The organism is Streptomyces sp. XD-27 (assembly GCF_030553055.1).
Classification (GTDB): domain Bacteria; phylum Actinomycetota; class Actinomycetes; order Streptomycetales; family Streptomycetaceae; genus Streptomyces.
On sequence record NZ_CP130713.1, the window covers coordinates 6265007 to 6280914 of the forward strand.

General features: G+C 72.4%; 13 protein-coding genes and 1 pseudogene. 9 read left to right on the forward strand and 5 right to left on the reverse strand.

The features are described from left to right. The first annotated feature begins 92 nt into the window (after window positions 1-92). Entirely contained in the window at window positions 93-356 is a 264-nt protein-coding gene (locus Q3Y56_RS27285; RefSeq protein WP_304464448.1) for a hypothetical protein, read from the forward strand. Here Q3Y56_RS27285 and lpdA read toward each other — a convergent pair. Continuing rightward, the gene (gene lpdA, locus Q3Y56_RS27290) at window positions 322-1773 is read right to left on the reverse strand and encodes a dihydrolipoyl dehydrogenase (RefSeq protein WP_304464449.1); all 1452 of its coding nucleotides are present in this window, start codon (window positions 1771-1773) and stop codon (window positions 322-324) included. The two genes, Q3Y56_RS27285 and lpdA, sit on opposite strands and share 35 nt — an antisense overlap. Before the next feature lie 115 nt (window positions 1774-1888). Between lpdA and Q3Y56_RS27295 the strand changes: the two genes are divergently transcribed. Continuing rightward, entirely contained in the window at window positions 1889-2839 is a 951-nt protein-coding gene (locus tag Q3Y56_RS27295; RefSeq protein WP_304464450.1) for a LysR family transcriptional regulator, read from the forward strand. A 50-nt stretch (window positions 2840-2889) separates the two neighbouring features. On the opposite strand, the gene Q3Y56_RS27300 is transcribed toward Q3Y56_RS27295, so the two are convergent. From Q3Y56_RS27300 to glgX, 3 genes and pseudogenes are all read right to left on the reverse strand, one after another. Beyond that, window positions 2890-5034 (reverse strand): malto-oligosyltrehalose synthase, encoded by a 2145-nt coding sequence (locus Q3Y56_RS27300; protein WP_304464451.1) that lies wholly within the window; start codon window positions 5032-5034, stop codon window positions 2890-2892. Window positions 5035-5078: 44 nt separating this feature from the next. Further along, a complete protein-coding gene (locus tag Q3Y56_RS27305) occupies window positions 5079-5708 on the reverse strand; it encodes an alpha-amylase family glycosyl hydrolase (protein ID WP_304464452.1) in 630 nt (209 codons plus the stop codon). A gap of 57 nt (window positions 5709-5765) precedes the next feature. Beyond that, window positions 5766-7894: pseudogene (glgX, locus tag Q3Y56_RS27310) on the reverse strand (glycogen debranching protein GlgX). Window positions 7895-8136: 242 nt separating this feature from the next. On the opposite strand from glgX, the gene Q3Y56_RS27315 reads away from it, so the two are divergent. The 7 genes from Q3Y56_RS27315 (at window position 8137) to Q3Y56_RS27345 (ending at window position 14942) form a co-directional block, all read left to right on the forward strand. Beyond that, window positions 8137-8919, forward strand: coding sequence for a Tat pathway signal sequence domain protein (locus Q3Y56_RS27315; protein WP_304465825.1), 783 nt, complete (start codon window positions 8137-8139; stop codon window positions 8917-8919). A 53-nt stretch (window positions 8920-8972) separates the two neighbouring features. Further along, window positions 8973-10310: a copper amine oxidase gene (locus tag Q3Y56_RS27320; RefSeq protein WP_304464453.1), complete on the forward strand. Its 1338-nt coding sequence runs from the start codon at window positions 8973-8975 to the stop codon at window positions 10308-10310. An 87-nt stretch (window positions 10311-10397) separates the two neighbouring features. Further along, window positions 10398-11642 carry an SAV2148 family HEPN domain-containing protein gene (locus Q3Y56_RS27325; protein ID WP_304464454.1) on the forward strand — a complete coding sequence of 415 codons (1245 nt, stop codon included), beginning with the start codon at window positions 10398-10400 and terminating at the stop codon, window positions 11640-11642. A gap of 128 nt (window positions 11643-11770) precedes the next feature. Then, a complete protein-coding gene (locus Q3Y56_RS27330; RefSeq protein ID WP_304464455.1) occupies window positions 11771-12658 on the forward strand; it encodes a helix-turn-helix transcriptional regulator in 888 nt (295 codons plus the stop codon). Window positions 12659-12712: 54 nt separating this feature from the next. After that, entirely contained in the window at window positions 12713-13645 is a 933-nt protein-coding gene (locus Q3Y56_RS27335; RefSeq protein ID WP_304464456.1) for a hypothetical protein, read from the forward strand. A 102-nt stretch (window positions 13646-13747) separates the two neighbouring features. Continuing rightward, window positions 13748-14464: a 3'-5' exonuclease gene (locus Q3Y56_RS27340; RefSeq protein ID WP_304464457.1), complete on the forward strand. Its 717-nt coding sequence runs from the start codon at window positions 13748-13750 to the stop codon at window positions 14462-14464. Window positions 14465-14546: 82 nt separating this feature from the next. Then, window positions 14547-14942, forward strand: a complete 396-nt coding sequence (locus Q3Y56_RS27345; RefSeq protein WP_304464458.1) for a VOC family protein — start codon at window positions 14547-14549, stop codon at window positions 14940-14942. A gap of 22 nt (window positions 14943-14964) precedes the next feature. Here Q3Y56_RS27345 and Q3Y56_RS27350 read toward each other — a convergent pair whose 3' ends face one another. After that, entirely contained in the window at window positions 14965-15876 is a 912-nt protein-coding gene (locus tag Q3Y56_RS27350) for an aminoglycoside phosphotransferase family protein (RefSeq protein WP_304464459.1), read from the reverse strand. Window positions 15877-15908 lie beyond the last annotated feature (32 nt).

Below are 15908 nucleotides of genomic sequence, written 5' to 3' on the forward strand. Positions count from 1 at the left end.
GGATGCCGAGGAACCAGACGGCGACCAAAGTCGAACGGCCGTATACCTTCGGCTGATCCGGCCGCCGCCCGTGCGCCCGTAGCGTCGGAGCCATGAAGAAAGCAACGGAAGTCGTGGGCCTCCTCGTGCTTCTCCACGGCGCGATCGGACTGATCCACGCGTGGACGGGCTGGTTCGGCTATTGGGGGCCGGTGCGGAGACTGCCGTTCCTCGAAGGCCACGAGGGATCCGCCCACTTCGCGATGGTCCTGGCCGGTCTGGTCCTGCTCAGCGTCCCCACCATCGTCGGTGACGCCCTCCAGCGGCGCGCTCCCGCCCGCCCTATATCTGGTGCAGACCCCGCCCGGCGAGGGTGAGGAACGCCTCGCCGACCGCCTCCGACAGGGTCGGGTGCGGGTGGACGTGCTGGGCGATGTCGGCCGGCTCGGCGTCCCAGCCCACCACGAGCTGGCTCTCGGCGATCATCTCCGAGACATGCGGTCCGACCAGATGCACCCCGAGCACCGCCCCGTCGCGCTCGGCGACGACCTTCACCATGCCGCCCTGGCCGTGCACCATGCCCTTGGCCACCGCCGTCAGCGGCATGGTGTTGACCACGACGTCCCGTCCGGCCGTCCGCGCCTCGGCCTCCGACAGCCCGACGGAGGCGGTCTGCGGGCTGGAGTACGTGACGCGGGGCACGGCGGCGTACTCCACCGCCCGGGGCGATCGCCCGGCGAGGGTCTCGGCCACCAGCAGCCCCTCCGCGAACGAGGCGTGGGCCAGGCCCAACGAGGGCGGCGGCAGCAGATCACCCACCACATGGATGCCCGGCACCGCGGTCTCCAGCCGCGACCAGTCGGCCGGGGCGACGAACCCCCGTGCGTCGGGGCCGAGTCCGGCCGCCGCGAGCCCCAGGCCCTCGGTGACGGGGGCCCGGCCCACCGCGACCAGCAGCCGCTCGGCGTCCACGGTGCGGACCTCGCCGCGCGCGGTGCGGACCGTGGCCCGGACCCCGTTCTCGTACGTCTCGGCGCCCTCCAGCCGGGCGCCGGTCAGCACGTCGATGCCGCGCTTCTTCAGGCCGCGCGTCAGATGGCGGCTGACGTCGGTGTCCTCCAGCGGCAGCAGCCGGTCGGCCGCCTCGACGAGCGTGACGTGGGCGCCCATCGAGCGGTGCAGCGAGGCGTACTCCACGCCGATCGCGCCGCCGCCCAGCACCAGGACGGAGGCCGGGAGCCCCGGTGCGAACAGCGCGTCGTCGCTGGTGACCACCCGGCGGCCGTCCGGCTCCAGCCCCGGCAGTGTCCGCGGCCGGGACCCCGTGGCCAGCACGATGCCGCGACGGGCCGTCCACACGTCGTCCGGCGCCGCCGGGCCCGTGGCATTGCGCACCCCGTTCGTCCCCGCGGCGCCCGTGGTGATCCGCACCGTGCGCGGCCCGGTCAGGGTGGCCGAGCCGCGTACGACCCGCACCCCGGCGTGGGACAGATGGCCCTCCACGCCGCGGTGGTTGCGGGCCACGATGTCGTCCCGCGTCGCGGTGAGCGCCGACCAGTCGATCGCGTCCACGGACGCCTTCACGCCCCAGCGGCCCCGTGCCTCGGCGATTCCGTCCACGAGTTCCGCGGCGTGCAGCATCGCCTTGCTCGGGATGCAGCCCCGGTGCAGGCAGGTGCCGCCGACCAGGTCCCGCTCCGCGAGGACGACTTCGAGCCCCAGGGCGGCTGCGCGCAGGGCGGTGCTGTAGCCGCCGGTTCCACCGCCGATGACGATGACGTCTGTCTCATGCATGCGTCCACCCTCCGCCGCGGCAGGGCCATGAGTCCAAGGCAATGTTTCTATGGGACCGATGAATTCCGTGCATGACGGCATACGCGCGGACCGAAGGAGGAGAAGCGATGCGGCGATGAGCCTGCGGCAGATGGAATACCTGCTGACCGTGGTCGAGGAGGCGTCCTTCACGCGGGCGGCCGACGTGCTCAACGTCACCCAGTCCGCGCTCTCGCACCAGATCAAGGCGCTGGAGCGGGAGGTCGGTGGTGAGCTGCTGGAGCGGCTGCCGCGGGGCGTGAGTCTGACGCCCATGGGCCGCGCCTTCCTGCCGCACGCCGCCCTGGCCGTCCGCAGCGCGGGGCAGGCCCGGCGCGCGGCGCGTGCTGCGGCCGTCGCGGCGGGCGGTGAGCTGCACATCGCGACGGTGCACTCGGTCGCGATCGGCGTGCTGCCACCCGTGGTCGCGCGCTGGCGGCGCGAGCACCCGGGCGTGCGTCTGGTGCTGCACGAGTACGCCACTCCCGAGGAGTTGCGCGAGCGCATGGAGCGCGGTGTGGCGGATGTGGCCCTCGGCCCCCGCCCGAGGACCTGGAGCGGACCGGTCGTCTCCCTGGGAGAGGAGGAGATCGTGTTCGTCCTGCCCCCGGACGACCCGTTGGCGGGGCGCGCTGCCGTGCGGCTGGAGGACCTGGCGGACCGGGAGTGGGTGCGCTGCGAGATGGAGCCGGTCATCGAGGGGCGGCTGTTCCTGGACTGGGTGTGCGAGCAGGCCGGTTTCGCGCCCCGTACGGCCGTGCGCACCCAGCACACGTCGACCGCCGTGCGGATCGCGGCCGCAGGAGGAGGCATCGTCGCCGCGCCCGCGCACATCGCGGCCGGGGTGGAGTGCGCGACGGTGCGCGTCGACCCGCCGTGGTGCCGGGAGCTGACCGCGTTCTCCCGGGTCGAACTCTCGGGTGCGGCGGCCGCCTTCGTCGACGGGCTGCCGCGCCTGGCGGAGCAACCGCGTGCCGTCGGGACGAACCCATCGGCGCGGCCCGCCCCGTCCGACGTGTGCAACGCGCACCAGTTGCAGCCGGGTTGACGGGCTTGATCTCGCCGCTGCCGGGGAGGCCCGCGTCAGGGAGGCCGTACTCACCCCCGTACCAGCAAGGCCACGGGAAGCCGGGAGAAGAGGGTGTCGAGCGGACAGCGCCCTTCTGCCGTGCGCCCGGTGAGCAGATCCCGCCAGCGCCCCGGCGGCAGCGGTAGGACGGTGCCACGCCAGCCGCCGGTCTCCGCCAGCCGCACCGACAGCCGGGTGACGGCGGTGACCGCCTCCTCCGAGCGGGCGAAGGCCACGCAGTGCGCGGCGGCCCGGCCCTCGGCCGCGATCGGGGCGTACGAGCCGGAGGCGCCGAACCACGCCGGGTGCCGCCGCCGCAGTCGCAGGGCGGCCGCGGTCACCAGCAGCTTCTCGGCCGGCAGGCCGTCCGGTTCCGCGTACCCCGTGTGCCCCGCGTCCAGCTCGGCCAGCAACTCCGGGCGGAACCTCGGCGGGCGGCGGTTGTCGGGGTCGACCAGGGCGAGATACGGCAGCTCGGTGCCCATGTACAGATCCGGGACGCCCGGCATGGTCAGGTGCAGCAGCGCGGCGCCGAGCGTGTTCGCCCGCGCCGGGGCCGCGAGCTCGTGGTCGAAGGCGGCGAAGCCCTCGAAGGCCGCCGGCACCGGAGCCACCGGCACCGGTGCGGACGCGGCCGACGCGGCCGGTGCGGCTGACGTGGCCGCGGGTGCGGATGTGGCCGATGCGGCCGACATGTCCGCCGGTGCCGACGCGGCTGACGTGGCCGCCGGTGCGGACGTGGCCGATACGGTCGACGTGTTCGTCGGTGCCGACGTGGACGATGCTGCCGGCACCCCGGACGCGGCCGCGCGCGCGGCGCATGGGCCCGCCTCCGCGAACGCCGCCACCGCCTCCTCGTACGCCGTGTCCTGCTCCGTCCAACTCGTGCGCAGCCCCGCCTCCCGCACCGCCTTGAGCACCGCCGGGACCAGCCGGTCGGCATCCGCGGCGGCGGGCCGCGGCGCCGATCCCGCCGAGTGCTCCGGAAGCCCCAGGCCGAGCGCCGTCTGCCACGCCGTCCACGCCACGTGCGGGTCCGGCGCCGGCACCCCGCCGTCCGCCACGTCCGCCGCGTCCGCCAGCAGCGCGCGTACCAGCCGCCCCCACCGCCGCGGCCACTCGGTCAGCACCGCCAGCCGGGCCCGTACGTCCGCGCTGCGTTTGGTGTCGTGCGTGGACAGCACGGTGCCCGTCAGCGGCCAGTCGCGCTGCACTCGGGCGCAGAACGCGTGGAACTCGTCCGCCGTGACGGCGGGCCGCCCCGGATCGCCGCCCACCTCCGCCGCCGACAGCAGCGGCGTGTAGCGGTAGAAGGCGCTGTCCTCCACGGACTTGGCGCGCAGCGCGGCGGCCGTCTGCGCGAACCGGGCGCAGAACTCCCGGTGGTGCGGCCCGTCACCGAGCCGCCCGAGCGCCGCGTCCCGCACGGTGTCCACCGCCCGCGCCTCCTGCGCCACCGTGAACGCCGTACGGGCGCCGTGTGCCGCCTCGCTGAGCATCGCCGCGTCGGCGGCCGGTACCGGGGCGCCCGGCGACACGTACGGCCGGTAGACCGGCAGCCGTACCAGCAGCTCGGTGATCGCGGTGCGCAGCGCCCAGGGCGCGTGGTCGCGCGCGCGGGGGGCCGTGTCGCAGAGCCGGGTGGCACAGCGCACCAGCCGACCGACCTCGGCGGCCAGGTCGTGGGCGAGCACCTCGTGCGCGGCGCGGCGCACGGTCGCGGGCCAGTCGCCGCCCGCGTCGGCGGCGGGCGCGACGATGTCGCGGTAGATCGCGGTGAGCCGGTCCCACCCCGCCGGGTCGAGGAACAGGCCGTCGACGTGGTGCAGGGCGTCGTACCCGGTCGTCCCGGCGACCCGCCAGCCGCGCGGCAGCCGCTCGTCCCGGCCGAGGATCTTTTCCACGACGGTCCACCGCCCGTCCGCCGCGCCCTGCCGTATGCCGGCGCTTTCCCGTACGTCCCCGCCTTCCCGTACGGTCCCGCCTCCTGGCGTCGGAGTCCTGTCTCCCGGCGCCTGAGCCTCTCCCCGTATCGCCTCGTCCAGCCGTCGCAGGTACCCCTCCGGGTCGGCCAGCCCGTCCGGGTGGTCTATCCGCAGTCCGTCGATCACCCCGTCGCGCAGCAGCTGGAGCAGCTTCGCGTGGGTGGCGGCGAACACCTCTGGGTCCTCCACCCGGACGGCGATGAGCTCGGAGATGGTGAAGAAGCGCCGGTAGTTCAGCTCGGTGCGGGCCAGCCGCCACCACGCCAGCCGGTACCACTGCGTTCGCAGCAGCTCCGGCAGCGGCAGCCGCTCGGTGCCCGGCCGCAGGGGAAGGCGTGGTCGTGGTAATGCAGGACGCCGCGCTCCACCCGCAGGTGCTTCAACTCGTCGCCGAGCGGCCCGGCGAGCACCGGCAGCAGCACCTTTCCGTGGTGCTCGCCCCAGTCGATGTCGAACCAGCGCGCGTGCCGCGACGCCGGGCCGTCCCGCAGCACGTCCCACAGGGGCCCGTTGAGCAGCTCGGGCGCGGGCACCGCCATATGGTTCGGCACGATGTCGGCGATCAGCCCCAGTCCGTGCGCGTGCGCGGCCTCCGCCAGCTCCCGCAGGCCCTCCTCGCCGCCCAGCTCGCCCCGTACGGCCGCATGGTCGACGACGTCGTACCCGTGGGCGGAGCCGGGGACCGCCTCCAGCACCGGCGACAGATGCAGATGGGAGACGCCGAGCGCGGCGAGATGCGGCACCGCCTCGCGCGCCGCCGCGAACGGGAACGCGGGCTGGAGCTGTAAGCGGTACGTGGCGGTCGGCGCGCGCGGTATGTCGGTCGGCGCGGTCGGCGGCGATGTGGCGCTGTCGGGGGTCATGGAACATACGTACCCACCGGGCGGTCCGGGCGAGCTGTGGTGTCACCCGTTCGGGTGTCACGCCGGGCGCTGGAGCACCACCAGGCTCCGGTCCACCAGGGTCAGCCGGTCGCCCGCCGCCACCTTCGGGCCGCTGCCCGGCTCCACGCCCGTCGGCTCCGCCGTGTCCACGATGAGCTGCCACTGCTTCCCGTGGTCGATCGGCACGGTGAACTCCAGCGGCTCGTGGTGCGCGTTGAACAGCAGCAGGAACGAGTCGTCGTAGATCCGTTCACCGCGCGGTCCCGGCTCCGAGATCGCGCTTCCGTTGAGGAAGACGACCAGCGACTTGGCGTGCGCCGCCTGCCAGTCCCGCTGTCGCATCTCGTCCCCCTCATGGGTGAACCACGCGATGTCGGACAGGTCGTCGTGCGTGCCCTCCACCGGACGCCCGTGGAAGAACCGGCGGCGCCGGAAGACCGGGTGGTCGCGGCGGAGCCACACCAGGGAGCGGGTGAAGCGCATCAGCTCCATCGCGGGGAGTCCGCCTCGCCGACCGGGTCCGGCCAGTGCACCCACGACTGCTCGTTGTCCTGGCAGTACGCGTTGTTGTTGCCGGCCTGCGTGCGCGCGAACTCGTCGCCGTGGCTGAGCATCGGCACACCCTGCGACAGCATCAGCGTCGCGATGAAGTTGCGCATCTGGCGCTCCCGCAGCGCCTGGACGTGCGGGTCGTCGGTCTCGCCCTCCGTCCCGCAGTTCCATGAGCGGTTGTAGCTCTCGCCGTCGCGGTTGCCCTCACCGTTGGCCTCGTTGTGCTTCTTGTCGTACGAGACGAGGTCGTGCAGCGTGAATCCGTCGTGGCAGGTGACGAAGTTGACGGACGCCAGCGGGCGCCGGCCGTCGCTCTGGTAGAGGTCGGAGGAGCCGGTCAGGCGGGAGGCGAACTCCGCGAGCGTGCGCGGCACGCCGCGCCACAGGTCCCGTACCGTGTCCCGGAACTTTCCGTTCCACTCGGTCCACAGCGGCGGGAAGTTGCCGACCTGGTAGCCGCCCTCGCCGACGTCCCAGGGCTCGGCGATCAGCTTCACCTGGCTGACCACCGGATCCTGCTGCACCAGGTCGAAGAACGACGACAGCCGGTCGACCTCGTGGAACTGCCGTGCCAGCGTCGCCGCCAGATCGAACCGGAAGCCGTCCACCCGCATCTCGCTGACCCAGTACCGCAGCGAGTCCATGATCAGCTGGAGCACGTGCGGGCTCCGCATCAGCAGCGAGTTCCCGGTCCCGGTGGTGTCCATGTAGTAGCGCTGGTCCTCGGCGAGCCGGTAGTACGAGGCGTTGTCCAGCCCGCGGAAGGACAGCGTCGGCCCCAGGTGGTTGCCCTCCGCCGTGTGGTTGTAGACCACGTCGAGGATGACCTCGATGCCCGCCTGGTGCAGCGCCCGGACCGCCGACTTGAACTCCAGCACCTGCTGGCCCCGGTCGCCCCACGAGGCGTACGCGTTGTGCGGGGCGAAGAAGCCGATGGTGTTGTAGCCCCAGTAGTTGGCCAGCCCCGCGTCGGCCAGCCGGTGGTCGTGGACGAACTGGTGGACCGGCATCAGCTCCAGCGTGGTGACGCCCAGCTCCGTCAGATGCTCGATGATCGCCGGGTGCGCGAGCGCCGCGTACGTCCCGCGCAGCTCCTCCGGCAGCCGGGGGTGCAGCATCGTCAGGCCCTTGACATGCGCCTCGTAGATGACCGTGCGGTGGTAGTCGGTGCGCGGCGGGCGGTCGTCGCCCCAGTCGAAGTACGGGTTGACCACCACGGACGCCATGGTGTGCGGGGCGGAGTCCAGGTCGTTGCGCCGGTCGGGCCGGTCGAAGTGGTAGCCGTAGACCTCCTCACCCCACCCGATGCGCCCGCTGATCGCCTTGGCGTACGGGTCGAGCAGCAGCTTGGCGGAGTTGCAGCGATGCCCGCGCTCCGGCTCGTACGGGCCGTGCACCCGGAATCCGTACCGCTGGCCCGGCATGATCCCGGGCAGATAGACGTGCCGCACGAACGCGTCGATCTCGCGCAGCTCCACCGCCGTCTCCGAACCGTCGTCGTGCAGCAGGCACAACTCGATCCGCTCGGCGGCCTCGGAGAACACCGCGAAGTTCGTACCTGCGCCGTCGTACGTGGCGCCGAGGGGGTAAGCCTGTCCAGGCCAGACCTGCATACGTCGACTCTTCCACTTCTGCTCCAGGCGCCGCGAGGACGCGTGAGGGCCTCCGGCCCCGGGCGGAGGAGGCACTGTGCCCCAACTGGCGCCCCGAAGCACCGCTTTCACCGGATCTTCCTCAAAAGTGAGGCAACCTACGACGACATCGGTTCGTCCTACCGGGTGACCTCCGCAAGCGGGATCTCCCGTTTTGCGGGCTGATAAGCGGACAGGGGGGTTTGGGGGAGAATGTGCGCATGATGAACCGCCGCCACCTGGGCAAGGTGGTGGCCGGCGCGGCGGTCGCGGTGACCGCCGCCGCGGCCCTGGTGGCAGTGTCCCTGCCGGGCGAGGCGTCGGGGGACGCGCAGTCGCCGGGAGTCGAAGCGGACAACAGCGACCAGGCGCGCCAGCGGCCGGGAGTGGTGGCGGCCGCGCCGCCGGAGCGCGCGAAGGGGGAGGGCCGCGATCCGCTCACCGACGACGAGCTGGAGCGTGCGCGGGGGATCGCGCTCGGCCGCGGGCTGCGGTCCGGCGGCGAGGACGTGCGGGGCAAGCCGGGTCCCCAGCAGATCGCCACGGACCTGGCCGAGCCCGCGCCCGCGGAGGTCGGCGCCGCCGACCCGCCCCGCCGCGCGGACGTGACGTTCTACGACTACAAGGACGACGCGTACATCACCAAGACGGTCGACCTCGCCTCCGGGAAGGTCGAGCGTACCGACACCCAGCACGGCGTGCAGCCGCCGCCGACCCGCGAGGAGGTCGCGGAGGCCGCCCGGCTGCTGATCGCCGACCCGCTCGGCGACGGACTGCGCAAGGACTACCAGGACGCCACCGGCCGGACGCTGACCGGCCCCGGCCAGCTGACCGTCACCGGCTTCGTCTACCGCGTCGACGCGGAGAACCCCGGCCCCGACCGGCTCGCCGACTGCGGCAGGCACCGCTGTGTCCGCCTCTTCACCCGGGTCGAGAACGGCCCCTGGATCGACACCCGGCAGCTGGTGGTCGACCTCAGCGACCGCAAGGTCGCCCGGCTCGCCTGACCCGCGGTCCTCCCTACATCCCTACGTTACGTACATCCCTACAGGAGTCCCCCATGCGTGACGACCAGCGCCGCCCTGCCCGCGACCGGCTCGGGGCGGCCTTCGGAGCCTGTGTGCTCCTCGGCGCCGCGAGTGTCGCGGCCGGACCGGTGGGCGCGGCGCAGGCCGCCGGCCAGGCATCGGGAACGGCCAAGGCCCCGGCCCCCGCCCCCGCGTGCAGCAGCGCCTACCGGATCGAACAGAGGCTGGACGGCGGCACCGTCTGGCGGATGTGCTGGCATTACGAGTCCAACGCCGGACTCGTCCTGGACGACGTCTCCTACCAGCCCAAGGGCGAGTCCCGGCCGATCAAGGTGCTCACCACCGCCAAGCTCGCCCAGATCCACGTCCCTTACGACGACGGCAACATCGAGTACGACGACCTCACCGGGCAGGGGTTCGCCCAGGGCCTCCAGCAACTGGATCCGGCCGAATGCCCCGGCGGCACCATCAAGACCGTCAAGGTGCCCGGCGCGTGGGATCCCGCGCACCCGAACGTCCAGGGCCTGTGCGCCACCACCCGCTCCCGCGGGCACGCCTATCGCATGGCGGGCGAGAAGCCCGGGAAGGTCTACCAGGCCCAGGGCAAGGACCTGCTGGTCTACACCGTCAACCAGGTCGGCTGGTACGAGTACATCACCGAATGGCGGTTCGCCGGCGACGGCACCATGACCATGCAGGTCGGAGCCACCGGCACGCTCTCCCCGATGGACTACGACGCGGGCGACGGCCGCGGCTGGCCGATCGGCAAGGGCGCCAAGGACTACGCCACCAGCCACAGCCACAACGTCTTCTGGCGGCTGAACTTCGGCCTCGACGGCTCCCCGAAGAGCACCGTCGAGCAGTACGACTCCAAGACCACCCAGGCGTCGGGGCAGTTGCCGAAGACCAAGACGACCCGCACCCGTGTCGGCAAGGAACAGGCCGGCGACGCGGTCGGCGCCCGCTGGTGGCGGGTGGTGAGCTCGGCGGGGAAGAACAAGGACGGCCACCCCAGGTCGTACGAGATCGTGCCCGGCCACACCGTCAAGTACCCGGGCCGCGGCTACACCCGGCACGACGTGTACTTCACCGAGTACAACAAGTGCGAGCAGTTCGCCAGCAACAACCTGCGCAACTGCGGCCCCGGCGCGGGCAGGAGCGTCGACAAGTGGGTCAACGGCCAGACGCTGAAACACCCGATCGCCTGGGTGAACATCGGCTTTCACCACATCGCGCGCGATGAGGACCAGGAGCCCATGCCGGTGCACTGGCAGGGCTTCCAGCTCTCCCCGCGCGACGTCACCGCTATGAATCCGCTCACGCCGCCCGCACTGGTCGATCACAACGGCCATAAAGAACAGGAAGGTTGAACGACTCCTCGAACGATCCTGATGCACCGCCTCCGCCCGCGCAGTAGTCTGCGGTGATCGTTGGACGGGGGCGGAAGGCGGTGCAAGGTGAGCTCGGGCGGGTTGGAGCTGCCCCCTGGCGACTCGGACGCCGGGGGTGACGGCACCACCGACGCGCCACCAGGCGCGGTGTCCCTGGCGCGGCCGATCGAGATCGGCGCGGAACTCGACTGGGGAGCCGAGGCCTGGACGGAGGTGCGGACGCGTGCCCGCCGGGCCGGCCGCGCCTACATCTGGCTGAATCTCGTCGAACAGCGGCTGCGCGCCGTCGTCGCCGCCGTGCTCCGGCCCATCTACGAGCCGGTGCACGGCGACGACTGGGTGGTGGCCGCCGCCGGACCCGCCGGGCAGGAGTGGGTGCAACGCGCCGTCGCCGTACGGGAGGTCAGCCGCCGCAAGGGCTATCTGCTGGACCCGGCCGACGACAACGTCCTCAGCTTCCTCACCCTGCCTCAACTGCGCGAACTGCTCGTCCAGCACTGGCCCTGCTTCGAGCCGTACCTGGACGACCGCCGCGACCTCGAACTCGCCCTGGACGAGCTGGAGGTCAGCCGCAACGTCGTCTCCCGCAACCGCGCCCTGTCCGAGACCGTCCTCGCCCAGGCCGAACGGGCCTCCGCCCGGCTGCTGGAGATCCTCGGCAGCGGCGCCGGGACCCCCGCGGCCGACCGGCTCCCCATCGACGCCGTCGAGGACCTGGTGGGCGACCGCTACGCCGACGTCGTGGGCGTCCACCCGGACCGGGTACGGCTCCAGCGCACCCTCCCCGCCGAGGACCTCTTCGGCAACGCCCGCCGCCTGGACGCCGTCGGCATAGGGCTCAACCTCCTGGTGCAGAGCTACTCGGGCCGGCGTCTGGTCCGGCTGGCCGAGTCCGGCTGCCGTACCCGGCTGCTGTTCCTCAACCCCGCCAGCAGCGCGGTACGCCGCCGCGAGCGCGAACTCGGTCTGAAGAAGGGCGAGCTGAGCCGCGGGGTGGAGATGAACATCCTCCACATGCGGCGCGTGCGCTCCCGGCTGCGCGACCCCGGCGCCTTCGAGATCCACGTCTTCGACGAGACCCCCCGCTTCACGGCCTACCTGGTCAACGGCGACGGCACGGACGGCCTCGCCGTCGTCCAGACGTACCTGCGCAAGGCCCGCGGCATGGAGGCCCCGGTCCTGGTGCTGCGCGGCGGCGGTCGCGACCGCGAGGTGGTGCGGGCGGACCAGGGCGCGGGCGAGGGCGGCCTCTTCGAGATCTACCGGGAGGAGTTCGAGAGCGTCTGGGCGGACTCCAGGCCGGTGTCCTGACCGCGCGTGGCGCGAGGGCCTTGTGCAACCTTGTATTCGACCACTCGATCGAGTGAATGGATGGTCGTGTGGTGATATGAGGAGTGTCGGCTCGGCACGCTGTCCTTGACCGGAGAGGGAGGGACGGTATGCAGGCGCAGTCCCATTTGCGGCCGACCGTGCGACGGCGCAGGCTCGGTGCGGAACTCAAGCGGCTCCGCGAGGCCGCGGGGGTGCGGATGGACGACGCGGCCGAGCGCATCGGCTGCGACAAGGGGAAGATCTCCCGCATCGAGAACGGCCGCCTGGGCGTCCGCAAGCTGGAGATGGAAGCGCTGCTCGACCTTTACCAGGCGGAGGGCACCAGGCTGCGCGCGGCGTTGACCGCGCTGGCGCGGGAGGGCCGCCGGAAGGGCTGGTGGCAGCGGTACGGGGACATCCTGGGGCCGGAGTTCCAGGAGCGCCTGAGCATCGAGGCGGACGCCGTGCGCATTCTGGAGTACCAGAACACGCTGGTGCCGGGCCTTCTCCAGACGCCGGAGTACGCGACGGAACTCATCCGCCGCCGGGAGACGGCGGCCGCGCGGCCGGAGCGTGAGTCGTACGTCGCGGTGCGCATGGCGCGCCAGGGGATATTCGGCGGCGGCTCGGCGCCGGACTACGTCTGCGTCCTGGACGAGGCCGCGCTACGGCGTGAGATCGGCGGGCCGTCCGTGATGGCCGCACAGCTCCGGAAGCTGATCGAGGTCAGCGGCCCGCCGGAGCTGACGATCCAGGTGATCCCCTTCGCCCAGGGCTGGCACGCGGGCGTCGAGGGGGCGTTCAGCATCTGCTCCTACCCCGACCCGATGGACCTCGACGTCGTGAACGTGGACTACCTCGGCGCTTCCTTGTACCTGGAGGAGAAGGGCGCCGTCGAAGCGCACCAAGCGGCCTTCGACCAGCTGCGCGCCTCGGCTCTGTCGCCGCAGCGGTCGATGGAGCTGATCTCGCGGACCGCGCAGGGGTTCGATGACAGGCGGCGGCAGCCCCGATGAACAGGGATGGGGGAGACGGCAGGCGGTCCGTTTATATGTGAAAGAGTCTGGGTCATGAGTGTGCCTCCGCCGCCCCAGCCCGGATTCGGCCCGCCGCAGGGCGGGCAGCCGAACCAGCCGTACGGCATCCCCCCGCAGACGCCACCGCAGGGCTACCCGCAGCAGGCGCCGTACGGAGGCCCGCAGGGACTCCCGCCGCAGGGCCCGGCCCCGCATCCGTACGGCGGCGACGGCTGGGGTGCGCCCCAGCCGCCCATGCCGCCGCAGGGGCCGGACAACTCCAAGAAGAAGCTCGCGATCATCATCGGCTCCCTCGTGGCGGTCGGTGCCGTGCTGGCCGGGGCGATCTTCTTCGTGAGCAAGGACGACGACGGCAAGAAGAAGCGGGCCGACAAGCCGACCACCAGCGCCAGCACCTCGCCGGGGGAGAGCACGAGCCCCAGCGCGTCGCCGTCGCCCTCGGAGAGCGGCGGCACCGGCACGGGCGGCGCGTACAAGCTCATCGTCCCGAAGACGTTGGAGAGCGGGAAGTACACCCTCTACAACGACATGAGCAAGCAGTTCGACTCGCAGGTCCCCAACGACGGCATCAACACGCACGACCTGAAGGCCACCGCGGGCCAGTACCGGGCCGCCACGAGCCAGATCGTCTACACCGGCTACACCGGACGCATCGACGACCCGGACCAGGCCATCACGGACTTCATCAACGGGATGGAGAAGGCCGACGGCGCCTCGGTCGGGCAGCCCCGGCGGGAGATCACCCCCGAGGGCTCGAGCGAGCCGGTGACGTGCGAGGTGCTGGTCAAGACGCAGGCCGGGCAGAAGATGGCGTTCCCCGCCTGTGTCTGGGCGGACTCGACCACGCTCGCCGCGGTCATCCTGACCGACCGCGAGATGGTGTCGGCCCCGCCCAAGTCCATCGACCTGGAGGCGTACGCGAAGCGGGCCAGTGTGATGCGCGGCGAGGTGCGGGTGGCCGCGTAACCCGGCCGCGGGGCGCGGGGCCCGCCGGAGCGGACGGCCGGTTGTCAGTGCCGCGTGGGAGGGTGAAGCGCAACCGGGGGAAGTAAGCGAAGGAGGGCCACGATGGGCTGGCACCGGGAGTTGCTGATCGGCTTCGATCTGGAGACCACGGGCACCGACCCGAACGAGGCGCGGATCGTCACGGCGGCGGTCGTCGAGGTGAAGGACGGGGAGCGGATCGGGCGGCGCGAGTGGCTCGCCGACCCCGGGGTGCCCATTCCGGACGACGCCGTCGCCGTCCACGGCATCACCAGCGAGCGCGCCGCCCGTGGCCGCCCCGCCCGCGAGGTCGCCGACGAGGTGGCCGACACCCTTGTGGCGCACTGGCGGGCCGGGGTGCCGGTCGTGGCGTACAACGCGGCCTTCGACCTGAGCCTGCTCGCCGCCGAGCTCCGGCGGCACGGGTTGCCGCCGCTCGGCGAGCGGCTGGACGGCGCCCCGACGGGCCCGGTGATCGACCCGCTGACCATCGACCGCGCCGTGGAGAAGTACCGCAAGGGCAAGCGCACCCTGGAGGCGGTCTGCGAGGTCTACGGCGTGGTGCTGACCGGCGCGCACGACGCGGGAGCGGACGCGCTGGCGGCGGTGCGGGTGGCCGCGGCGGTCGCGGAGACCCATGCCCAGGTGGCCGCGCTGACCTCCTGGGACCTGCACCGCAAACAGGTCGAGTGGTACGCGGAGTGGGCCGCGGACTTCCAGCGGTGGCTGCGTGGCCGGGGCACGCCGGAAGCGATCATCGACGGAAAATGGCCCCTGCGTGAACCGGTGATCGTCGGTTAGGGTCGGAAACGGCATCGAACGTCGTCACCGTCCGGGTGAGGCGCACGAGGTGCCAGGAGATGCCTATGGAGGCATTCCACTCATGTCAGTCGAGTTGAACCACACCATCGTCGGGGCCCGCGACAAGCAGGTCTCCGCCGAGTTCTTCGGCACGATCTTCGGGCTGGAGGTGGGGGAGCCGGCAGGCCCCTTCGTTCCCGTCACCACCGCCAACGGGGTCACGCTGGACTTCGCCAACGTCCCCGAGGGCGCCGAGATCGCGCCACAGCACTACGCGTTCCTGGTCTCCGAGGAGGAGTTCGACGCCATCTTCGGGCGCGTCCAGGAGGCCGGTCTCACGTACTGGGCCGACCCTGCCCGGCGCAGGGAGGGCGAGATCAACCACAACGACGGCGGGCGCGGGGTGTACTTCCTCGATCCCGACGGTCACTACCTGGAGATCATCACCCGTCCGTACGGGAGTGGCGACCCCGAATGACCGTGTCGGCGGTGCGCCGGTGTCAGAACGGGTACCAGCGCACCGTCGGATCTCCCTCGCGTAGCGACGCGACCCGGCGGCGGAACTCCGCGAGCGCCGCCGGGTTGCCGGGCGCGTGCTGGGCGACCCAGGCGCAGCTCGCCGTCTCCCGTGCGCCCCGCAGCACCGCGCAACCGTCCCACTCGCGCACGTCCCAGCCGTAGGCGGCCGTGAAGTCGTCGTACGCCGCGCGGTCCAGCCCGTACCGGTCCAGCGACAGGGCCATCACCACCAGATCGTGCTCGCGCAGGTCCGAGGAGAACGTCTCCAGGTCCACCAGCACCGGGCCGTCGGGCCCGGCGTGCACGTTGCGCGGCAGCGCGTCACCGTGGATCGGCCCCGGCGGAAGGCAACCGGTCAGCTCGGCCGCCGCGGCGGCGAAGTCGTCACGGCGCGCACGCAGATACGCCGCGTCGGCCGGGTCGATGGCGTCCCCGGCCCGCCGCAGCCAGCGCTCCACCCCGCCCAGCAGATCGCGGCGGGGCAGAGCGAAGGGCGGCGCGGGTAGCGCGTGCACCATCTGGAGGAGTGCGGCCAGCTCGCGCGGCCCGGCGGGGCGCACCGGCGGCGGCAACTGCTCCCAGTACGTGACGAGGTGGCCGTAGAACGGCAGCGGCTGATCGGCGCTGTACAGGGACCGCCGTACCGTGGGCAGCCCCTCCGCCGCGAGCCACTCGGCGACCCGCAGCTCCCGCCCCACCCGGTCCCAGGCCGCATCGTCCGCGTCGCGGCTGATCCGGACCACCAGGTTCGGCCGGTCCCGGCGGTCGACGGCGAAGACGGCGTTCTCCCCGAGGGCCAGCAGCCGCGCCGTCACGCCCTCGTACCGCAGATCCGGCACCGCCGCCCCGAGCACGGCGCGCGCCCGCTCCTCCGTGAATGCCGGTTCCGCCATCTTTGTCCCGCTTTCGCCCCGCCGTATCGAAC